Source organism: Glutamicibacter sp. NPDC087344 (assembly GCF_044744225.1).
Classification (GTDB): Bacteria; Actinomycetota; Actinomycetes; order Actinomycetales; family Micrococcaceae; genus Glutamicibacter.
Genome location: NZ_JBIUXY010000001.1, coordinates 37291 through 55656, shown reverse-complemented (window position 1 = coordinate 55656; position 18366 = coordinate 37291). Strand labels below are relative to the sequence as shown.

General features: G+C 62.0%; 17 protein-coding genes and 1 other RNA gene. 11 read left to right on the top strand and 7 right to left on the bottom strand.

Annotated features, from left to right (window positions below; translation table 11 throughout):
• Positions 1–138: 138 nt before the first annotated feature.
• Genes ACIOWL_RS00295 through ACIOWL_RS00285 form a run of 3 tightly spaced genes read left to right on the top strand, consistent with a single transcriptional unit; the run spans position 139 to position 3852 of the window.
• Positions 139–1116: a phosphodiester glycosidase family protein gene (locus ACIOWL_RS00295; protein ID WP_400380208.1), complete on the top strand. Its 978-nt coding sequence runs from the start codon at positions 139–141 to the stop codon at positions 1114–1116.
• A gap of 11 nt (positions 1117–1127) precedes the next feature.
• Positions 1128–2225, top strand: a complete 1098-nt coding sequence (locus ACIOWL_RS00290) for a GtrA family protein (RefSeq protein WP_400380205.1) — start codon at positions 1128–1130, stop codon at positions 2223–2225.
• 31 nt (positions 2226–2256) lie between these two features.
• A complete protein-coding gene (locus ACIOWL_RS00285; RefSeq protein WP_400380203.1) occupies positions 2257–3852 on the top strand; it encodes a carbohydrate-binding domain-containing protein in 1596 nt (531 codons plus the stop codon).
• Here the strand turns inward: ACIOWL_RS00285 and ACIOWL_RS00280 are convergent.
• The gene (locus ACIOWL_RS00280; protein ID WP_400380200.1) at positions 3849–4439 is read right to left on the bottom strand and encodes a TetR/AcrR family transcriptional regulator; all 591 of its coding nucleotides are present in this window, start codon (positions 4437–4439) and stop codon (positions 3849–3851) included. The genes ACIOWL_RS00285 and ACIOWL_RS00280 overlap by 4 nt on opposite strands.
• Before the next feature lie 70 nt (positions 4440–4509).
• Between ACIOWL_RS00280 and ACIOWL_RS00275 the strand changes: the two genes are divergently transcribed.
• The 3 genes from ACIOWL_RS00275 to ACIOWL_RS00265 all read left to right on the top strand — a co-directional run bounded on the left by ACIOWL_RS00275 (position 4510) and on the right by ACIOWL_RS00265 (position 6663).
• Positions 4510–4932: a DUF1304 domain-containing protein gene (locus tag ACIOWL_RS00275; protein WP_400380197.1), complete on the top strand. Its 423-nt coding sequence runs from the start codon at positions 4510–4512 to the stop codon at positions 4930–4932.
• A 64-nt stretch (positions 4933–4996) separates the two neighbouring features.
• Complete coding sequence (locus tag ACIOWL_RS00270; protein WP_400380195.1) at positions 4997–6007, top strand: NADP-dependent oxidoreductase; 1011 nt, start codon at positions 4997–4999, stop codon at positions 6005–6007.
• A gap of 47 nt (positions 6008–6054) precedes the next feature.
• Positions 6055–6663 (top strand): class I SAM-dependent methyltransferase, encoded by a 609-nt coding sequence (locus ACIOWL_RS00265; protein WP_400380192.1) that lies wholly within the window; start codon positions 6055–6057, stop codon positions 6661–6663.
• A gap of 8 nt (positions 6664–6671) precedes the next feature.
• Here ACIOWL_RS00265 and ACIOWL_RS00260 read toward each other — a convergent pair whose 3' ends face one another.
• The gene (locus ACIOWL_RS00260; protein ID WP_400380189.1) at positions 6672–8933 is read right to left on the bottom strand and encodes an ATP-binding cassette domain-containing protein; all 2262 of its coding nucleotides are present in this window, start codon (positions 8931–8933) and stop codon (positions 6672–6674) included.
• A 150-nt stretch (positions 8934–9083) separates the two neighbouring features.
• On the opposite strand from ACIOWL_RS00260, the gene ACIOWL_RS00255 reads away from it, so the two are divergent.
• Entirely contained in the window at positions 9084–10010 is a 927-nt protein-coding gene (locus ACIOWL_RS00255) for a ketopantoate reductase family protein (protein ID WP_400380186.1), read from the top strand.
• A 253-nt stretch (positions 10011–10263) separates the two neighbouring features.
• Positions 10264–11544 carry a dicarboxylate/amino acid:cation symporter gene (locus ACIOWL_RS00250; RefSeq protein WP_400380184.1) on the top strand — a complete coding sequence of 427 codons (1281 nt, stop codon included), beginning with the start codon at positions 10264–10266 and terminating at the stop codon, positions 11542–11544.
• Positions 11545–11770: 226 nt separating this feature from the next.
• Here ACIOWL_RS00250 and ACIOWL_RS00245 read toward each other — a convergent pair whose 3' ends face one another.
• From ACIOWL_RS00245 to msrA, 4 genes are all read right to left on the bottom strand, one after another.
• Positions 11771–12496 (bottom strand): hypothetical protein, encoded by a 726-nt coding sequence (locus tag ACIOWL_RS00245; RefSeq protein ID WP_400380182.1) that lies wholly within the window; start codon positions 12494–12496, stop codon positions 11771–11773.
• 259 nt (positions 12497–12755) lie between these two features.
• The gene (gene epsC / locus ACIOWL_RS00240; RefSeq protein ID WP_400380179.1) at positions 12756–13340 is read right to left on the bottom strand and encodes a serine O-acetyltransferase EpsC; all 585 of its coding nucleotides are present in this window, start codon (positions 13338–13340) and stop codon (positions 12756–12758) included.
• A gap of 166 nt (positions 13341–13506) precedes the next feature.
• On the bottom strand, positions 13507–14442 hold the full coding sequence (gene cysK, locus ACIOWL_RS00235; protein ID WP_400380176.1) for a cysteine synthase A: 936 nt from the start codon (positions 14440–14442) through the stop codon (positions 13507–13509).
• Positions 14443–14572: 130 nt separating this feature from the next.
• Positions 14573–15193 (bottom strand): peptide-methionine (S)-S-oxide reductase MsrA, encoded by a 621-nt coding sequence (gene msrA / locus ACIOWL_RS00230; protein ID WP_400380174.1) that lies wholly within the window; start codon positions 15191–15193, stop codon positions 14573–14575.
• Positions 15194–15231: 38 nt separating this feature from the next.
• On the opposite strand from msrA, the gene ACIOWL_RS00225 reads away from it, so the two are divergent.
• A complete protein-coding gene (locus tag ACIOWL_RS00225; protein ID WP_400380171.1) occupies positions 15232–16182 on the top strand; it encodes a Nif3-like dinuclear metal center hexameric protein in 951 nt (316 codons plus the stop codon).
• A 10-nt stretch (positions 16183–16192) separates the two neighbouring features.
• Positions 16193–16576, top strand: a complete 384-nt coding sequence (locus tag ACIOWL_RS00220; protein WP_400380168.1) for a VOC family protein — start codon at positions 16193–16195, stop codon at positions 16574–16576.
• Positions 16577–17121: 545 nt separating this feature from the next.
• On the opposite strand, the gene ACIOWL_RS00215 is transcribed toward ACIOWL_RS00220, so the two are convergent.
• Positions 17122–17910 carry a YaaA family protein gene (locus ACIOWL_RS00215; protein ID WP_400380165.1) on the bottom strand — a complete coding sequence of 263 codons (789 nt, stop codon included), beginning with the start codon at positions 17908–17910 and terminating at the stop codon, positions 17122–17124.
• 95 nt (positions 17911–18005) lie between these two features.
• Here ACIOWL_RS00215 and rnpB point away from each other — a divergent pair.
• Positions 18006–18362, top strand: an RNA gene (rnpB, locus tag ACIOWL_RS00210) — RNase P RNA component class A.
• Positions 18363–18366: the final 4 nt, after the last annotated feature.

Sequence of the window (18366 nt, the reverse complement as noted above, 5' to 3'; positions counted from 1 at the left end):
GAAGCGGCCCGGGGGGCCGGCGAAAAAAATTTCTGGCCGCATTTTTTCCCCGGATTTCCGGGGGTGGGCACCCCGGCTCTAACGTTGCACAAATCTTCACCGCGCATGGGCCACAGGTCACCGGCATAAAGAATGGTCATGACCATTACACCTGAAACCCCACGCACCCGCGCAGAGAATAAGACGGCGAAAAACAAAACCTCCCGACGCACCTTCATCGCCGGGGGACTGGCCCTGTTGGCCGGGGCCGGAGGCTCGGTCAGCTGGGCGCTGGACCGCTTCGTGATCGAACACGTCGAACAAAGCGATGTCTCCGCGGACAGCTCCACGGGCAATGAACAGGCCTCCAGCGACGGTTCGGCAGTCATCGGGGAGAACAGCTACTCCTCGGATTCGGCCACCCTCAAGATTTCGCAGACCAGCACCGGCAGCGGCTCCTCGCTGGTCACCTACTATGTGGCCGAGCTCAAGCTCGATGATGCGACCGCCCTGCGTTCGGCCTTCGCCAAGGACAGCTTCGGCGAAAACATCATCGAGACCACCAGCCAGATCGCCGGGGATCACCAAGCCATTTTTGCGGTCAACGGAGACTATTACGGTTTCCGCGACACCGGCATCGTGATCCGCAACGGCAAGGCCTATCGCGACAAGGGCGCCCGCGAAGCGTTGGCCTTCTACCGCGACGGAACGGTGAAGGTCTACGACGAAACCGCCACCAACGCCCAGGCGCTGGTGGACGAAGGCGTCTGGAACACCCTGTCCTTCGGCCCGGCGATCGTGGCCGCGGGCAAAGCCATCGCCGGGATCGACGAGGTCGAGATCGACACCAACTTCGGCAACCACTCGATCCAGGGCCAGCAACCGCGCACCGCGGTGGGGGTGATCGACACCAACCACCTGGTTTTTGTGGTGGTCGACGGCCGCTCTGAAGGGTACAGCGTGGGTGTCACCATGCCGGAACTGGCTGCCATCATGACCCAGCTGGGCGCCAAAACCGCGTACAACATGGACGGCGGCGGCTCCTCCACCATGTATTTCAACGGCGCGCTGGTGAACAATCCGCTGGGCCGGAACAAGGAACGCGGAACCTCCGACATCCTCTACGTCGCAGGCTAGGTGGGAAAACCATGATGGTTCTCATTCCGGCCTACCAGCCCGATCACAAACTAGTCGACCTGGTAATTTCGCTGGCTCGGCAGCTTCCCGAGGTGCAGGTCGTGATCGTCGACGACGGCAGCGGCGGCTCGTATGACAACCTGTTTGCCGCCACCGCCACCCACGGCGCGGTGGTGCAGCGGCACCCGGTGAATCGCGGCAAGGGAGCGGCCCTGAAATCCGGTTTTGCGCTGATCGAGCGGCACTACCCGGGCCAGGCGGTCATCACCGCGGACTGCGACGGCCAGCATCAGGCCGCGGACATTGCCCGCGTCGCGGCCACCACCGCGCAAACCGGGGCCCTGACGCTCGGCGAGCGCCAATTCACCGGCCGGGTTCCGTGGCGCAGCAAGGTGGGCAACCGGGCCACGAGCCTGTTTTTCGCTCTGTCCACCGGCAGCTGGCTGGGGGATACCCAGACCGGGTTGCGCGGGTTCCCTGCCGGGTTGCTGCCGTGGTTGCAACGGGTTCCGGGTGAACGCTACGAGTATGAGCTGAACATGCTTCTTGAAGCGCGGCGGCTCTCGATTCCTTTTGCTTCGCAGCCCATCGAGACTATTTATCTTGAGGGAAACGAGTCGTCGCATTTCAGGCCGGTTCGTGATTCGCTGCGGATTTATGCGCCGCTGCTGAAGTTTGCTGGCTCGTCGTTGACCGGTTTTGCGGTGGATACCGTGCTGTTGCTGGTGCTCAGTGCGCTGTTTTCTGCCCTGCTGCCCGCGGTGGTGCTGGCCCGGGTGGGCAGCGGTGCGGTGAACTTCTGGATTAATCGGCGTTTGGTGTTCAGCTCGGGGCGCGAGCACTCGCTGAAATCCTCGGCATTGCGTTACCTGGGGCTCGCGGTGGTGTTGCTGGCGGCGAATTATGAACTGTTGGCGCTGCTCACCGGGTGGGGTATGCCGCTGCTCGGCGCGAAGCTGCTGACCGAAGCGACATTGTTCGCGGGAAGTTATGCGGTGCAGAAACGTTGGTTGTTCGGTGCTCGCCCGCGGTCTGCGGCGCCTTCACAGGATTCACAAGTTCAGCTGTTGCGCTCAACAGAGCTGTCACAGCCTCGGGACCAACAATAGAATTAGCCCCTTCAACCTCAAGGATGACCCCATGAAGTTCTCATTGCGTACCAAGGCCCTCACCTCGGTTGCTGCCCTGTCCCTGGCGTTGAGCTTGGCCGGATGCGCCTCGGGCTCAACCCAGACCGTGTCCGAGGTGACCGGCAACAGCACCTTCCAAAGTGCCGCGTTGCCCAGCACCACCCCGGATTCCAGCAGCGTGTCGGCCCAGGAAGTCACCGAGGATACCCATTTCGACGCCGATGACCTGCAGTGGGATGCGGCGAGCGAGACGACGCTCAGCCTGGCCGATGCCGGATCTACCGTTTCCGGTGAGGATGCCGGCTCGGTTTCGGTGTCCGGCTCGGTGGTGACTATCAGCGCCGCGGGCACCTACCGGGTGAGCGGAAGCCTGAGCGACGGGCAGCTGGTGGTGGATGCTCCGAAGGAGGACGTGGTGCGGATCATCTTGGATGATGCCGAGATCACTTCCTCCAGCGGTGCCGGGATCAACATCATCGAGGCGAATGAGGTGCTGCTGTATTTGGCCGATGGCAGCTCGAATTCGGTCAGCGACGCGCAGTCCTATGCGGACACCGCGCAGGACGCGCCGAATGCGGCCATCTACTCCATGGCGGATCTGAGCATCGCCGGTGACGGGGCGTTGAACGTGCAGGGCAACTACCAGGACGGGATCGTGAGCAAGGACGGCCTGGTTCTTGATTCCGGGCAGGTGACCGTGGCCGCGGCGGATGACGGAATCAAGGGCAAGGATTATGTGCTGGTGCTCGGCGGGAATTACACCGTGACCGCCGCCGGCGATGGAGTCAAGGCCACCAATGACACCGACGAGGGCCGCGGCTGGCTGCACCAGTATGCCGGGCAGCTGAGCATTTCCGCCGGGGATGACGGGTTGAAGGCCGAAACCACGCTGAGTATCAGCGGCGGGACCGCGGTGATCAGCGATTCAACCGAGGCGTTGGAAGCGGCGACGATCGATATTTCCGGTGGCACGGTCACCGCGACGGCCAGCGATGACGGGCTGAATGCCGCAGGTGCGTCCACCGACTCGGACACCGCGGCCGCCGGCGGCGGGGCGATTCAGCAGTCCGGTGATTTCCACCTGAATATTTCCGGTGGCACCGTCACCGTCACGGCCGAGGGCGACGGGCTTGACTCCAATGGGGATATCAATATTTCCGGCGGGCAGGTCCTCGTGAACGGACCGACCAATGGCGGAAACGGTTCCATCGATGCAAACGGCGAGGTGTCGGTGACCGGCGGGGTGCTGGTGGCGGCCGGGAGCGATGGGATGGCCCAGGGGCTGGGCAGTTCCTCCACCCAGGGAGGCCTGCAGGCGTCGTTGGGTTCAACCCTCCCGGCGGGCAGCGTGATCCAGATTGCCGATGCGTCCGGTGAGCTGGTTGCCACCTTTGTGACCAGTAAACCGACCGCCAACCTGGTGTATTCGGCGCCGGAGATTATCGACGGGCAGACTTACACCATTTACACCGGTGGTTCGGCCCAGGTCCAGGCCGGGTTGGGTGCCGGAGAGCTCGACGGGGCCGCCGAGCTGATGAGCGTGACCGCCGGTGAATACACCTCTGGCATGGGTGGGGGCATGGGTTCCGGCCCTGGCGGGCGTTAGGCCTGGACGGCGGGATGCATCAGCTGCCGGGCCGCCTCGATCAAGCGGGCGGCCTCGCTGGGGCTGATGCGCACCAGGGCGAAGGCGGCGATCACCAGGCCGGTGATGGCGTCGGCCAGCAGCAGGTGGCGGTCGGCGGGCAGCTGCGGGGCGGCCGCCCGCAGCCCGCGGGAAAAGGCGTGATGCAGTTCTTCGCGATAGGCGGCGATGGCCTGGCTGACGTGTTCTTCGCGGGCGATCGGCGCATTGGCGCTGTTGATGAGCAAACACCCGTTGGCCGCGGGCAGGGATTCTGGTTTCTGGAACAGTTCGCCGGTGGTTTGCAGGTAGCGATCTAGGGCTTCGGGAGAAACCTGGGCGGCGGTCAGCGAGCTTAACCGCGGGCGGATCACCTCATCTAGATAACTTTGAACCGCGGCGTCGAACAGGCCGCGTTTGGAGCCGAAGGAGTTGTAGATGCTGGATCGGCTCAGGCCGGTGGCCGCTTCGAGTTCGGGCACGGAGGCTGACTCGTAGCCGCGCGACCAGAAAACCGCGCGAGCCTGGCGGATCACCTCGGTGCGGTCAAAGGCTAGTGTTCTGGCCATCACAGTCCCTTCCTCTTTTCGTAACGACCATTTCAGTATATATTGAAATGGTCGTTACAGAAATAGGTTCGTGGCCAATGCCACCACCGAGGGAAAGGTCCACCTCATGATCCTCGCATCACAACTGCTGGCGTTGCTCGCAGCACTATTGCACGTCTACATCTTCCTGATGGAGTCCCTCTGGTGGGAGCGGCCCGCCACACGCAAGGTTTTCGGCACCAGCTCCGACGAAGCTGCCACCACCAAGGCCATGGCCTTCAACCAGGGTTTCTACAACCTGTTTTTGGCCCTCGCGGTGATCATCGGGCTGGTCTTCCAGTTCGCCGGCCACCTCGCGGTGGGCTCCACCCTGGTCTTCACGGGCCTAGGCTCCATGGCGCTGGCCGCGACCGTCTTGATCATCTCCAGCCCCGACAAATCCTCGGCCGCCCTGAAACAAGGGGTGCTGCCGCTGCTGGGGCTGATCGTGCTGATCCTCGGATTGATCCGCTGACCCGCTTGCCAACCCTGTTCCGACCTAACCCCTGCACCCAATACAAGAAAAGGTAAAACACCCCATGAGCGAAAACAGCAGCACCCAGATCCTGCTCGCCTCCCGTCCCACCGGCTGGCCAACCGATGAGAACTTTGAGGTCCGCACCGTGCAGCTGCCCGAACTGAGCGAGGGCCAGGTGCGCGTGCGCAACGAATTCATCTCGGTGGATCCCTACATGCGCGGACGGATGAGCGCGGCGCGTTCCTACGTGGCCCCCTATGAGATCGGGTCGCAGATCGCCGGCGGCGCGGTGGGCCGCGTGATCGCTTCCGCCGCCGCTGAACTTCCCGTCGGCACCCTGGTCACCCACCAGCACGGCTGGTCGGACACCGTCCAGGATACGGCCGACAGCTTCAAGCCGGTCCCTGAAATCCCCGGGGTCCCCAACTCGCTGCGCCTGCACATGATGGGGATGACCGGGCTGACCGCCTGGGTCGGCCTGAAGGCCATCGCCCAGATGAAGGAAGGCGAGACCGTGTTCATTTCCGGTGCCGCCGGTGCCGTGGGCACCGCCGCCGGCCAGATCGCGCGCCTGCTGGGCGCCAAACGAGTCATCGGGTCGGCCGGCAGCGCGCAAAAGGTGGCGCTGCTGACCGAAAAGTACGGTTACGACGCGGCCTTCAACTACAAGGACGGGGACGTCACCGGCCAGTTGGAGGCGCTCGCCCCAGAAGGCATCGACGTGTTTTTCGACAACGTGGGCGGTGAGCACCTTGAAGCCGCGCTGGCGGCCTTCAACAACGGCGGACGCGCCGCGCTGTGCGGGGCGATCTCCGGGTACAACGTCACCGAAAAGGCTTCGGGCCCGATCAACATGGCCAACCTGATCACCCGCGGGCTGAAGCTTGAAGGTTTCACCCTGGCCAACTACCTGGAACACGCCCCGGCATTCGGGCAGCAGATGGGTGAATGGTTCGCCGCCGGACAGATCGCCTACGACGAGACCATCGTGGACGGGATCGAGAACACCGTCGAGGCCTTCATCCAGATGATGCAGGGTGCCAACACCGGCAAGATGCTGGTGCGCATCTAGTCTGAACCGCACCACGGGCCGCCGCGGCCTATGAGAAACTGGGGACCATGACTTCTCCCGATGAAAACCTCTGGCTTGCGGCGGTCCGCAACAACCCCGACCATGCGGCAAATTACGCGCAACGCTGGCGTGATTTTGCGGCGCAGGGGCGCGACATCTACGGCGAGGCGCGGCTCATCGACGCCATGGCCGAGCGCGGCTCGCGGATCCTGGACGCCGGCTGCGGCACCGGGCGCATCGGTGGCTGGCTGTCCCAGCAGGGACACCGGGTCGTGGGGGTGGACCTCGATCCGCAGCTGATCGAGGTCGCCCGCCAGGACTACCCCCAGGTTCCCTGGCATCAGGGCAACCTGGCGGACTTCACCCTGCCCGCCGGAGCGAATCAGCTCACCGAATTCGACCTGATCGTCTGCGCCGGAAACGTGGTGACCTTCCTCGCGGCGGCCGAGCGACGCCCGGCGCTGAACCGGCTGCGCGAGAACCTGGCCCCCGGCGGCCGGCTGGTGCTCGGGTTCGGGGCCGGACGCGGCTACGGTTTCGAGGATTTCCGCACCGACGCCAGCGCCGCCGGATTCTCCGTGCACGGCGAATACTCCAGCTGGCAGCTGCACCGGCCGACCGGCGAATTTCTGGTCGCGATCCTCGGCGCGGCGTAACCGCCGGCTCAGGGGCGGATGTAGGCGGCCAGGTGCTCACCGGTCAACGTGGGTGCCGCCGCCAGCTGCTGAGGCGTGCCCTCGAACACGATGCGCCCGCCGTCGTGCCCGGCCCCGGGCCCCAGATCGATCACCCAGTCCGCGTGGGCGATCACCGCCAAATGGTGTTCGATCACAATCACGGTGTTCCCCTCGTCGACCATTTCATCCAACAGGGCCAGCAGGCGCTGCACATCGGCCAGGTGCAACCCGGTGGTCGGCTCGTCCAGCACATAGGTGCCGGCCCCCTTGCCCAGGTTGATCGCCAGCTTCAGGCGTTGGCGCTCGCCGCCGGAGAGGGTGTTCAGCGGCTGGCCAAGCTTGAGGTATCCCAGCCCCACCTGGTTCAGGCGTTCAAGCATGGGCGCGGCCTTGGCGATTTTCAGCTGCTCCGCGGCCTGCTCAAGACTCAAATCCAGCACCTGGGCGATGTTCAACCCCTCCAACAGGTACTCCAGCACCTCGGGTTTGTAGCGTTTGCCCTCGCAAATCTCGCATGGCAACGCCACCCCGGCCATGGACACCAGATCCGTATAGGTGAAACCCACCCCGCCGCAGTGCGGGCACGCGCCCTCCGAGTTGGCGCTGAACAGCGCCGGCTTCACCCCATTGGCCTTGGCGAAGGCCGCCCTGATCGGTTCCAGCAGCCCGGTGTAGGTGGCAGGGTTCGAACGGCGTGAGCCGCGGATGGCCGACTGGTCGACCACCGCAACCCCTTCGCGTTTGGAGATGGTTGAGTGGATCAGCGACGACTTGCCCGACCCGGCCACCCCGGTCACCGCGCACAACACCCCGGTGGGGACCTCGACATCCACGTTTTTCAGGTTGTGCAGGTGCGCCCCGCGGATCTTCAGTGCTGGCCCGCCGGCGCGGACCTGCTCCTTGAGCGGGATGCGGGTGGAGAAATGCTGGCCGGTTAACGTGCCGCTGGCCAGCAGCCCCGCCACGTCCCCGCTGTAGGTGACCTGCCCGCCGTGAACCCCGGCGCCCGGCCCCAGATCGATCACGTGATCCGCGATCTTGATGACTTCTGGTTTGTGCTCCACCACCAGCACCGTGTTTCCCTTGTCCCGCAGGTCCTGCAACAAGCGGTTCATCCGTTGGATGTCATGCGGGTGCAACCCCACGGTCGGTTCGTCGAACACGTAGGTCACATCCGACAGGGCGCTGCCCAAATGCCGGATCATTTTCACCCGCTGCGCTTCGCCGCCGGAGAGGGTTCCGGCCGGCCGGTCCAAGCTGAGATATCCCAAGCCGATCTGCACCATCGACTCAAGTACCGCCCTCAGGTTCAGCAGCAAGGGAGCCGCCTGCGGGATATCAAACGACTCAAGTTCCACCAGTACGTCGGAAACCTGCAACGCGGTCAGCTGCGCGATACCCAGATTGTTGATCTTCGACGCGCGGGCCTTTTCCGACAACCGGGTCCCGTCACAGGCCGAGCACGGCGCGGTGGTGGAAATCCGTTCAATCCAGTCCCGAATGTGCGCCTGCTTGATCTCGCGTCCCGAATGGATGTAGTTGCTTTTGATCCGGGTGATCAACCCGGAATAACTCATATTCGCCCCGTTGAGTTTCACCTTGCCGTTTGGTGCATTCAAGAGGCGGTCGAGCATTTCCTTGGGCATCTCGCGCAGTTTCACATCCAGATCCACCTGGGTTCCGGCGGTCAAGGTCTGCCACAGCCACGCCCCGGGGGCGAAATTCGGTGCGGTGATGGCCCCCTCATTGAGGGTCTTATCCCAATCGAGCAGCTCGTCGAGGTCGATGCTGGCCTCGGTGCCAAAACCCTCGCACACCGCACAGGCGCCCTCGCCGAGGTTGAACGAGTATGCACCGGCACCGCCGGCACTGGGTACCGAATATCTCGAATACAGCACCCGCAGCAATGAATAGGCATCCGTTGCGGTGCCCACGGTGGATCGCGAATTGGCGCCCATCCGCTCCTGGTCGACCACGATCGCCGCCGACAGGTTCTCCAGCACCTCCACATCGGGGCGCGGCATGGAGGGCATAAACGTCTGGATGAACGAGGTATAAGTTTCGTTGATCAACCGTTGCGACTCCGCGGCAATGGTTCCGAACACCAGTGAGGACTTGCCCGAACCGGACACGCCGGTGAACGCGGTGATGCGGCGTTTGGGGATATCGGCGTCAACACCGCGCAGGTTGTTCTCCCTGGCCTGGCGGACGCGGATGGTTGCATGGGTGTCGGCTAGGTGATGGCTCATACGCCCAAGCCTACTTAATCTGCGAGGTCTTTGGCTGCTGCGGGTGTGTTGCGTTGCGGGTGGATGAGCGCCGGCCGATAGGCTCAACACCGCGCCACGTTCGGTCATCCGGTTTCCTGCGCGGCAGCCAACGAAAAGGAGAAACACCCGATGACTCGAATCCTCATTGTCGGCGCCGGAGCGACCGGCGGAACCTTGGGCGCTCGACTGCTCAGTGCAGGGCGCGAAGTGACCTTTTTGGTCCGCGAGCGCCGCGCCGAGCAGCTCGCCGCCAACGGCCTGCGCTACAGCGCCCCCGGCGAGCAGCAAACACACCGGGTTCACGCGGTGACCAGCCTGGCCGGGTTGGCCCCCTTCGATCTGGTGATCATCACCGTCAAGGCCCCGGCCCTGAAAGCGCTCCTGCCAACCCTGGCCCCGGCGATCGGCCCCGGAACACTGGTGCTCCCGTTGCTCAACGGCATGTCACACCTTGAGCTGCTGGAGCGCACCTTTCCCGGGCGCGTGCTCGGCGGCCTGATCAGAGTTGTCGCAACATTCCATGCTGCCGGGGAAGTGGAGCAAATGACCTCGTTGTGCACACTGAGCCTGGGCGGGCTGGGTGCCGCGGCGGTTCCCGCGCCGATTCGCGCGGTCCTGGACGTTGAAGGAATTAATCTAGAGGTCGACCCCGAGATCACCGCGCGGTTGTGGGAGAAATGGGCGTTTATCGCCGCGGCCGGGGTGGTCACCTGCCTGTTCCGCGGCACCGTCGGCGACATCCTGGCCGCCGGGGGAGAAGTACAGATTCGCCAAGCCATCACCGAGGGCGAGCTGATCGCCCAGGCAGCCGGATACCCGGTTAGCCAGGCCGCCCATCACCAGTCGCTGGGACTGCTCACCGAACCCGGCTCGGCGTTCACCTCCTCGCTGTACCGCGACCTGCAACACGGCGACCCGCAGGAGGCTGAGCACCTCATTGGCGATTTCGCCGCCCACGCGGCCCGGCTGAACGTGGCGGCGCCGCTGCTGAACGTGACGCTGCTCCAACTGCGAACCCACAAGCAAGCGCTGATCCGTGCGAAGGCCGCCAGCTAAACGCCGAGCAGCCTGCCCCGTCATACTTTCGCCAATGGCTTGTGAGATTGCGGATAACCTGAACCGTTCATCGCACTAACCCGACAACTTGTCTACGGTTGGCCGTGATCCACGCCAAAGAGTACAGGATCGCTGTTGCCGGATTTCAGGTGGACATTCCCACCCTCTAGGCTTGTTCGGGTCGTGCGCCACGCCACAGCCTAGGTGCACCGCCGATCATCACCCACCGATTTTGAATTTCCGAAGGAACCTCATGATGTTGCTGAAATCAATACCCTTGCTTGGCTGGATCCTTGTCGCCATCGTGCTGGGCATCCTGCTCGGACCGGTCATGCCCACCTGGCTTGGAAGCGTGTTCCTGACCTACAACTCGATCTTCTCCGGCTTCTTGGGGTTCATCGTCCCGCTGGTGATTTTTGGCCTGGTGACCCCGGCGATCGCTGAACTGGGCAAGGGAGCTGGCAAATGGTTGGGGATCACCGCGGCCATCGCCTACGGTTCCACGCTGTTCGCCGGGCTGCTTGCCTACTTTGTGAGCCGGTGGCTCTTCACCGCCTCGCTCTTCGGCCAAGGCCTGGCAGAGATCGAGGAAGGCGAGGGCTCGGGATTCAGCGCCTATGTGTCGCTGGTGAACTCCGCCCAGGGATCGGCAACTGAAATTGTGCTGCCACCGCTGTTGGACGTCATGACCGCCCTGGTGCTGGCATTCATCATCGGGGTGGGAATCACCGCCTTCCATTCCAAGGTGATCTTCCGCGGCGCGGTCGAATTCCGCAGCATCATCGAAGCGGTCATCCGCCGCATCATCGTCCCTGCGCTGCCGCTGTTCATCTTCGGGATCTTCCTGGAGTTGTCCGCCAGCGGCGCGGCCATCACCATCATCACCAAGTTCCTACTGGTCGCCGTGGTCTCCTTCGCCCTCACGCTGGTAGTGCTGCTGATTCAATTCACCGTCGCCGGCGCCATGAACAAGGAAAACCCGCTCAAGGCGCTGTGGAACATGCGTGATGCCTACTTCACGGCACTGGGCACCAGCTCATCGGCGGCCACCATCCCGGTGACCCTAGCCTCAACCAAAAAGAACAAGGTCTCCGACGCCGTCGCGGGATTTGTGGTGCCGCTGTGCGCCACCATCCACCTGTCCGGGTCGATGGTCAAAATCACCTGCTTCTCCATCGCCGTGGTGCTGCTGTCCGGCGGAGATGTCTCATTCGTTTCCTACCTGCCATTCATCCTGATGCTCGGCGTCATGATGGTCGCCGCTCCCGGCGTACCCGGCGGGGCCATTGCGGCGGCTTCCGGACTGCTGGTGCAGATGCTGGGCTTCGGAGACGTGGAGGTCGGTTTGATGTTCGCCGCCTACATTGCCCTGGACAGCTTCGGAACCGCGACCAACGTCACCGGCGACGGTGCCCTGGCAATGATCATGAACAAGCTAACCCGTGGCAACCTGGGCGCCCAAGCGCAGGATCCAGCCGACGAAGAGGTTCAGTCGGTGAACGGAAGCACTGAAAACCACGGTCTGGCACAGTAGCCAGCCGGTAATAACTAAAAATTCAGACACCTGCCGGGTGAGTCATCTTCGACTCACCCGGCAGGTGTTGATCTTCAGGGGCCATCTTGAACCCGCGCGTCCCTGACGCCAGGCACCAATAAATCCTAACTGGCCGGTGGGGAACCCCAGATTTCACGGGACACCGGGGCGAACGCCCGAGCCAATGCCTGCGCCCAAGCCGTGACCTCCATGACGTCGGCAGAGCCTACGGTCGCAACACCAACATGAGAATTTCGGTATCCTCGTGCCTGAAACGGGTGTTCCGTGCCAAAAACCTGCTGGTGTTTCGAAGCATGCCGATCGCGTGATAGCACCGCGTGGTTTCCGGCTTCGACCCGTTCAGCTTCCTCCCAGGCCCGGTGCAGGGCCCGCTGCATCCGCTCGATGCTGGCAGCATCCGCTCGATGCTGGCAGCATCTCGCTGATCGGATTCATCGGTGCGGAAACCGACTTTCGCCGTGAACTTCAGCTCCCTGCCTTTGGTGCGCGCGGGTTCAACCTGGCCGAAAACCCAGGTGTTCGCCACTTGCAAGTCCAGACTCGGGTATCGGCTCTGGGCATACGTCAGTTCGAAATCCACCTGATCGGTTCCCGGAGCCGAACGCCCGATGACTTCTAATGCTCGATGCATCATGTGGCGCGCACGCGCTTTGCTGTCAGGCAGCGAACTCATCCGATTAATGTCTTCTTCGAGCTGGCAGGCTATGGGGTTGACTAAAGCCAGACTGGCCAGCAAATCCTTCCAGCACACGACCCTTAGCTCCGGTCGCTGTTCTACGACGCTGACAACGTCTGGTGCCGTAGCATCAGGGACAAGCAGAACACCGTATGACTGCGGTAATTCGGCGGTGTACTTGTCGATTTGTTCCACGGAGACAAAATCGTCAATCTTTGCTTCCAAAAATACCGAACGGCCAGCTTCGGTGCGCAACAGAAGATCGGTCCGATGATCTTCACGCCGGACCGAACCGGGAAGAACACCTGTCAACGGCAACCCGGTGATCTCGCTCAGAGACCGCCCGAATTCTTCGGCATGACAGATCGCCAGCGCAGCGAGTGCGCGCACCGCAGTTGTTTCAGAGGTCCAGACTTGCGGGCGTTGTCCCGGAACATGCATGATTCACCGTTCTCTGGGTGGTGCAACAAAGACCCCGCCCAAGGGCGGGGCCTTCTCGGTTAAAGGTGGTGTGCTAGATCCACATTGCCGGATCGATGTATTCGGCCGGATCCACGGCCGGCTGATGCTGCTCAGGGGTACGCGGGCGATTCTGCGCCGGAATACCGGTCACAATCGAACCTGCCGGGGCGTCCTTCACAACCACGGCGTTCGCACCGACCGCTGAATCCGCGCCGATGGTGATGGGACCTAGCACCTTCGCGCCGGCACCGATCACCACACGGTCTTCGATGGTTGGGTGGCGCTTGACCTTGGCCAGCGAACGGCCACCGAGGGTCACCCCGTGATACAGCATGACGTCGTCGCCGACCTCAGCGGTCTCGCCGATGACGATCCCCATCCCATGGTCGATGAAGAACCGTCGGCCGATGGTCGCGCCCGGGTGAATCTCAATACCGGTGGTCGCGCGGTTCGCCTGGGAGAGCAGGCGCGCCGGCCAGCGCAAGGCAGGGTTTTGCCACATCCGGTGGGCCAGACGGTGCAGCCAGATGGCATGCAGTCCGGAATATACAAAAAAGTTTTCCACGTCACTGCGCGCGGCTGGGTCATGGGAGCGGGCGGTGGCCAGGTCTTCACGAAGCCGGGAGAAGAAACTCATGAAATCTACCTTAGTGGTTAGTGGTTTTTGTGACAGAAATACTGTTGTCACACAGCAAATCGGCGCGAGCCCACCGTGGCGAACCCTAAATGGTTCAACGGTGGCTCACGCCGATTTATTCACGCTTGGACAAATTTCTTGTCAACGATCTCGCGTCGGTAACTGATTAGCCGCGGATGTCATCAAAAAGCAGGGTGGAGATGTAGCGCTCGCCGAAGTCGGGGATGATCGCCACGATCAGCTTGCCGGCGTTCTCTTCACGAGCGGCAACCTGCAGTGCGCCCCACACAGCGGCGCCAGCGGAAATACCGCCTAGGATGCCTTCCTGCACACCGAGCGCACGGGCGGTAGCGACCGAGTCCTCGATGCTTGCATCGAGCACCTCGTCGTACAGGTCGGTGTCCAGCACCTCCGGGATGAAGTTTGCGCCCAGGCCCTGGATCTTGTGCGGGCCTGGCTTGCCACCGTTGAGGATTGGCGAATCCTTGGGCTCCACGGCAACCAGCTGCAGGTTGGCGTTCTTGGACTTCAGGAAACGGCCGGCGCCGGTGATGGTGCCGCCGGTACCGATGCCGGCGACCAGGATGTCGACCGCTCCATCGGTGTCTTCCCAGATTTCCGGACCCGTGGTGGTTTCGTGGACCTGCGGGTTCGCGGCGTTGGCGAACTGCTGGGCCCAGATGGCGTTCTCGGTGGTGGCCACGATCTCCTTGGCCTTCTCCACCGCACCGCGCATGCCATCGGCACCCGGGGTCAGCACGATCTCGGCGCCGAAGGCACGCAGCATCACGCGACGTTCGGTGGACATGGTTTCAGGCATGGTCAGGATGACCTTGTAACCGCGAGCCGCGCCCACCATGGCCAGGGCGATACCGGTGTTGCCCGAGGTGCCCTCCACGATGGTTCCACCTGGCTTCAAAGCGCCAGCCTTTTCCGCGGCATCGACGATGGCCACGCCGATACGGTCCTTGACCGAGTTGGCTGGGTTGTAGAACTCCAGCTTGACCGCGATGTTGCCCGGGAGGCCTTCGCTCAGGCGGTTCAACTTCACCAGCGGGGTGCCGCCAACGACTTCGGTGACATTGTTGTAGATCTTGGCCATCTTTGATGCAATCCTTACGTGACTGTGAGGCAAGTGTGATTCACGGGGTGTGATTTGGTGTTTCGGCCCCAAAGGGAGCATCACACCTCGTGAGTGGTTCACCTCCAACACTAGTGGGGCGACCCGGCGCTTAGGCCTCGATTAGCCATTGAGCGTAATATTTCCTGACTTTTGCGAGCTTTGGGTCGATGATGACCCGGCAATATCCCGCCTGGGTGTTGTTTGAGTAGTAATCTTGATGAATTTCCTCGGCCGGGTAGAAATCTTTCGACTTTTCTATTGTGGTGACGATCGGATCGGGGTATAAGCCCTCGTATTTTGTGATGGCTGCCTGAAAAACCTCGTGCTGCTGGTCATCGAGTGGGAACATCGCCGAGCGGTACTGGGTGCCCACGTCGTATCCCTGCCGGTTGAGGGTGGTCGGGTCGTGCACCGTAAAAAACATGTCCAAGATGACGTCGGCCGGGACCACGTTTTCATCAAAAATCACGGCTAGACCCTCGGCGTGGCCGGTCGTTCCGCTGCACACCTGGTAGTAGTCCGGATCTACGGTATGACCGCCGATGTATCCCGAAATGACCGCGGCTACGCCTTTGGTGCGCTGGTACACCGCGTCGAGGCACCAGAAACAGCCGCCGGCCAGCACGAAGGTCGTTAGCCGTGTGCCGTCGATGGTCAGGCTGGGAGTGAAATGATGGGGCGATTGAATGCTCAGAGTACTCACACAGATCCCAACGTCGCGGCGTTGCATTCTGTTCCATCCCCAGTTTCAGCGCGTAGGCTTGGGATATGCAGAGCAAGGCAAATAACTCGCACGAACCGCAGTCGAAAGTTGCTGCGGTGGCGCCTCCTGCGCTCAAGCCCGTTGCCGATGAACCGGCGGATACGCAGGGGGAGAACACCACTGCGCCCGCGACGTTGGGCAATGTCCTTGAAGCAGCCGAGGAACTCTGGCCGCAGTCCCTGGCCGAGGACTGGGACGCCGTTGGCCTGGTGACCGGACGAACCAGTTCACAGGTCTCCAAGATCGTTGTGGCGGTAGATCCCACACTGGAAGTGATCGAGGATGCGATCGACCGCGGTGCCGATCTGCTGATCACCCACCACCCATTGTTGTTGCGCGGGGTCACCCAGGTCGCCGGAACAAACTTCAAGGGCGAGGCGATTCACCGGTTGATTGAAACCGGTACCGCGCTGCTCACCGCACACACCAACGCCGACAGCGCCGTGGGCGGGGTCAATGATGCCCTGGCCGATGCCTTTGGGCTGAAGAACTGCGTGCCGCTGGTTGAATCCAAAGACGGTTTGCCCGAAGAAGGCTTGGGCAGGGTCGGATTCCTGGATAAACCCATGAAACTCGAAGACTTTGCCGAACGTGTATATTCGGTGCTTCCCGCCGTGGCCGGCGGGATCCGTGTGGCCGGTGACCGTACCGGATTGGTGCGCAAGATCGCCCTGTGCTCCGGGGCGGGGGACTCTTTGTTCGACGCGGTGCGTTCGCATCAGGCCGACGTGTATGTCACTGCCGACCTGCGCCACCACCCGGCCAGTGAAGCTCGTGAAGCGGCCGGAACGGGATTCCCGTACCTGATCGATGTGTCCCACTTCGCCTCGGAATGGGTCTGGCTGTCCTCAGCGGCCAGGGCCTTGGGCAATGTTCTGCGGGATCTGGGCCACGAGGTTGACATCGAGGTTTCCCAAATAAATTCGGACCCGTGGGACTTCGTGCTCACACCTTGAGCGGGATTTGATGCTTCACCACCTGGAAGTGTGGGTTCAAGATCTAGCGGCCAGTGAGCGTTCGCTTGGCTGGTTATTGATGCGCCTTGGATTCGGACTTGACTCTCGGTGGAGCGCCGGAGTCAGCTACCGTCACAAGGATTTTTACATAGTTCTTGAATCGGGGAAAGATGTACGACCCGGTATGCACGAACGCACCCAAGCCGGGGTGAACCATCTGGCCTTCCACGCTGGAAGCCGGAAGAACGTAGATCTGCTCACTGCTGAAGCGTTGGACCATGGCTTTGAGTTGATGTTTGCCGACCGCCATCCTTACGCCGGCGGACCGCAGCACTATGCTGCCTACCTGGAAGACGAGGCCGGATTCGAAGTCGAGCTGGTCGCCTCACCATGAGGTGAATCCACTTCGCGGATCTCGGCAACGTTGTTGAAGCCTCGGGTGCCCGCAGTGAGTGAATCACTGATTGCCGCCGGCAGCTATTCGACGGTTCTCGGGGTGCCTGGCGGAAACAAAAAATCGTGTGTACTTTGCCCGACGGCGCGGACTTCCCGAGCTATCCTTGGTGCATGAACGGAGGCCATATCCATGACTAAAAATTCGAAAACCACTGTCAATCGGGTATCGGAAACCGCTCAGTCTGCGGCTGCGTCGGAGCGGCCTCTTGAGACAGACCTTCCCTATGTCGAAACTCCTAACACGGTTCGGAATCGTCGCGGCACCCTACTCTGCGGCTGCACGTAAGCGCGACCTTGCGTGGTTGCTTGCGGCAAAGCCGAAATAGACGGACAGCACATCTAGTTCGTCAAGCTTCAACGAGCCGTATTGGCGTGGAGTATTCAACATGCTGAACAATTTTTTCGCTCAGCGTGTTGCTGCCGGCATGCTGGTGCGGGCGGAGATCTGATCTTTTAACCTGTATTAGTTTTTCGTCCTGCAGCTCAGCTCGCCGGTTTCGAGGTGGTGAACTGGTGATCCTGTGGGAGCAGGATATTCAGCGCCAAACCCTTTTTGTCTTCCAACAGGCTCGCTTCCCAACGTGTGGAAACCAGCTCCAGCAGTTCCTGCGGCGTGGAAGGAGCCTGGGATTGCTGGACCAAAAATCGTGCAACCTCGCCACGGGTGTGTTTCGCAAAATGGGAGACCACTTTGGGGACGCCGTTGCGAAGTTGGAAAACATTCACGGCCACACAGTGATTCCCGGACGGTTTATAGGCGGCCGCATAGGTGCTCGACCGTGCGTCAACGATCAGCTGCCCCGCAGCCGCTTCATCAAGCACCGAAGTCATACGCTTTTTCCACCAGCTAGCGAGTTTTCCCAAGGGCTCAAGTTTCACCGACATCGACAGCCGGTAGGGAGGAATCCGGTCCGCGAAGCGCACGGCTCCCCACAAGGCGGAGATCACCACCACGCAGTCATCGGCACGTTGCTGCGACGCGGTATCCAAGCTGGAGTAGCCCAGTGCCTCGAAGAGGACACCCGAGTAAATATCGTGGGCGTGGGCGGCCGGTTCGGTGTGAAGTTCAATGTTGCGGGTGACCTCGTTGGCCAGTGACGCGCCAACACCCAGCAGCTCCAGTGCATTTTCACGCGATGAAGTCTCGGCGAGCGCACCGATGACCAGTTCCCTGTCCTTGGTGAGTTCGGGGAAGGAGAGATCTTGGATCTCGAAGGGAGCTCCGGCTGCGTGGGCGGTTTTGCCTTCTGAAGGCGGCAACAAAATAAGCACGCTCTCCAGCTTATCGCCGGAAAGCCCTAGTGTGAGCCAGTTCGCGTGAGGGTGGTCAAGATGTTGCTCACTTGAGGGACTAGACTAGTGGTGAATGGGATGGCTAGACGGTCGCGTGGCAATTTTTTGTCCCGAGGAACGTCCGGGCTCCACAGAACAGGGTGGTGGGTAACGCCCACTCGGGGTAACCCGCAGGCTAGTGCCACAGAAAATAGACCGCCAGGTTTTCCTGGTAAGGGTGAAACGGTGGTGTAAGAGACCACCAGCATCCCGGGTGACCGGGATGGCTCGGTAAACCCCACTCGGAGCAAGGTCAGACAGACTGCGTTATGAGGGCTGTTCGCCCCATGCAGTCGGGTGGACCGCTAGAGGCTGTCGGCAACGGCAGTCGTAGATAGATGATCGTCACCGCTTCGGCGGGACAAAACCCGGCGTATCGGCCATCCCATTCACAAT

Coding starts and splice junctions, on each gene's coding strand:
- ACIOWL_RS00295 (WP_400380208.1), top strand. CDS start 139: ATGACCATTACACCTGAAACCCCACGCACCCGCGCAGAGAATAAGACG.
- ACIOWL_RS00290 (WP_400380205.1), top strand. CDS start 1,128: ATGATGGTTCTCATTCCGGCCTACCAGCCCGATCACAAACTAGTCGAC.
- ACIOWL_RS00285 (WP_400380203.1), top strand. CDS start 2,257: ATGAAGTTCTCATTGCGTACCAAGGCCCTCACCTCGGTTGCTGCCCTG.
- ACIOWL_RS00280 (WP_400380200.1), bottom strand. CDS start 4,439: ATGGCCAGAACACTAGCCTTTGACCGCACCGAGGTGATCCGCCAGGCT.
- ACIOWL_RS00270 (WP_400380195.1), top strand. CDS start 4,997: ATGAGCGAAAACAGCAGCACCCAGATCCTGCTCGCCTCCCGTCCCACC.
- ACIOWL_RS00265 (WP_400380192.1), top strand. CDS start 6,055: ATGACTTCTCCCGATGAAAACCTCTGGCTTGCGGCGGTCCGCAACAAC.
- ACIOWL_RS00260 (WP_400380189.1), bottom strand. CDS start 8,933: ATGAGCCATCACCTAGCCGACACCCATGCAACCATCCGCGTCCGCCAG.
- ACIOWL_RS00255 (WP_400380186.1), top strand. CDS start 9,084: ATGACTCGAATCCTCATTGTCGGCGCCGGAGCGACCGGCGGAACCTTG.
- ACIOWL_RS00250 (WP_400380184.1), top strand. CDS start 10,264: ATGATGTTGCTGAAATCAATACCCTTGCTTGGCTGGATCCTTGTCGCC.
- epsC (WP_400380179.1), bottom strand. CDS start 13,340: ATGAGTTTCTTCTCCCGGCTTCGTGAAGACCTGGCCACCGCCCGCTCC.
- cysK (WP_400380176.1), bottom strand. CDS start 14,442: ATGGCCAAGATCTACAACAATGTCACCGAAGTCGTTGGCGGCACCCCG.
- msrA (WP_400380174.1), bottom strand. CDS start 15,193: ATGCAACGCCGCGACGTTGGGATCTGTGTGAGTACTCTGAGCATTCAA.
- ACIOWL_RS00225 (WP_400380171.1), top strand. CDS start 15,232: ATGCAGAGCAAGGCAAATAACTCGCACGAACCGCAGTCGAAAGTTGCT.
- ACIOWL_RS00220 (WP_400380168.1), top strand. CDS start 16,193: ATGCTTCACCACCTGGAAGTGTGGGTTCAAGATCTAGCGGCCAGTGAG.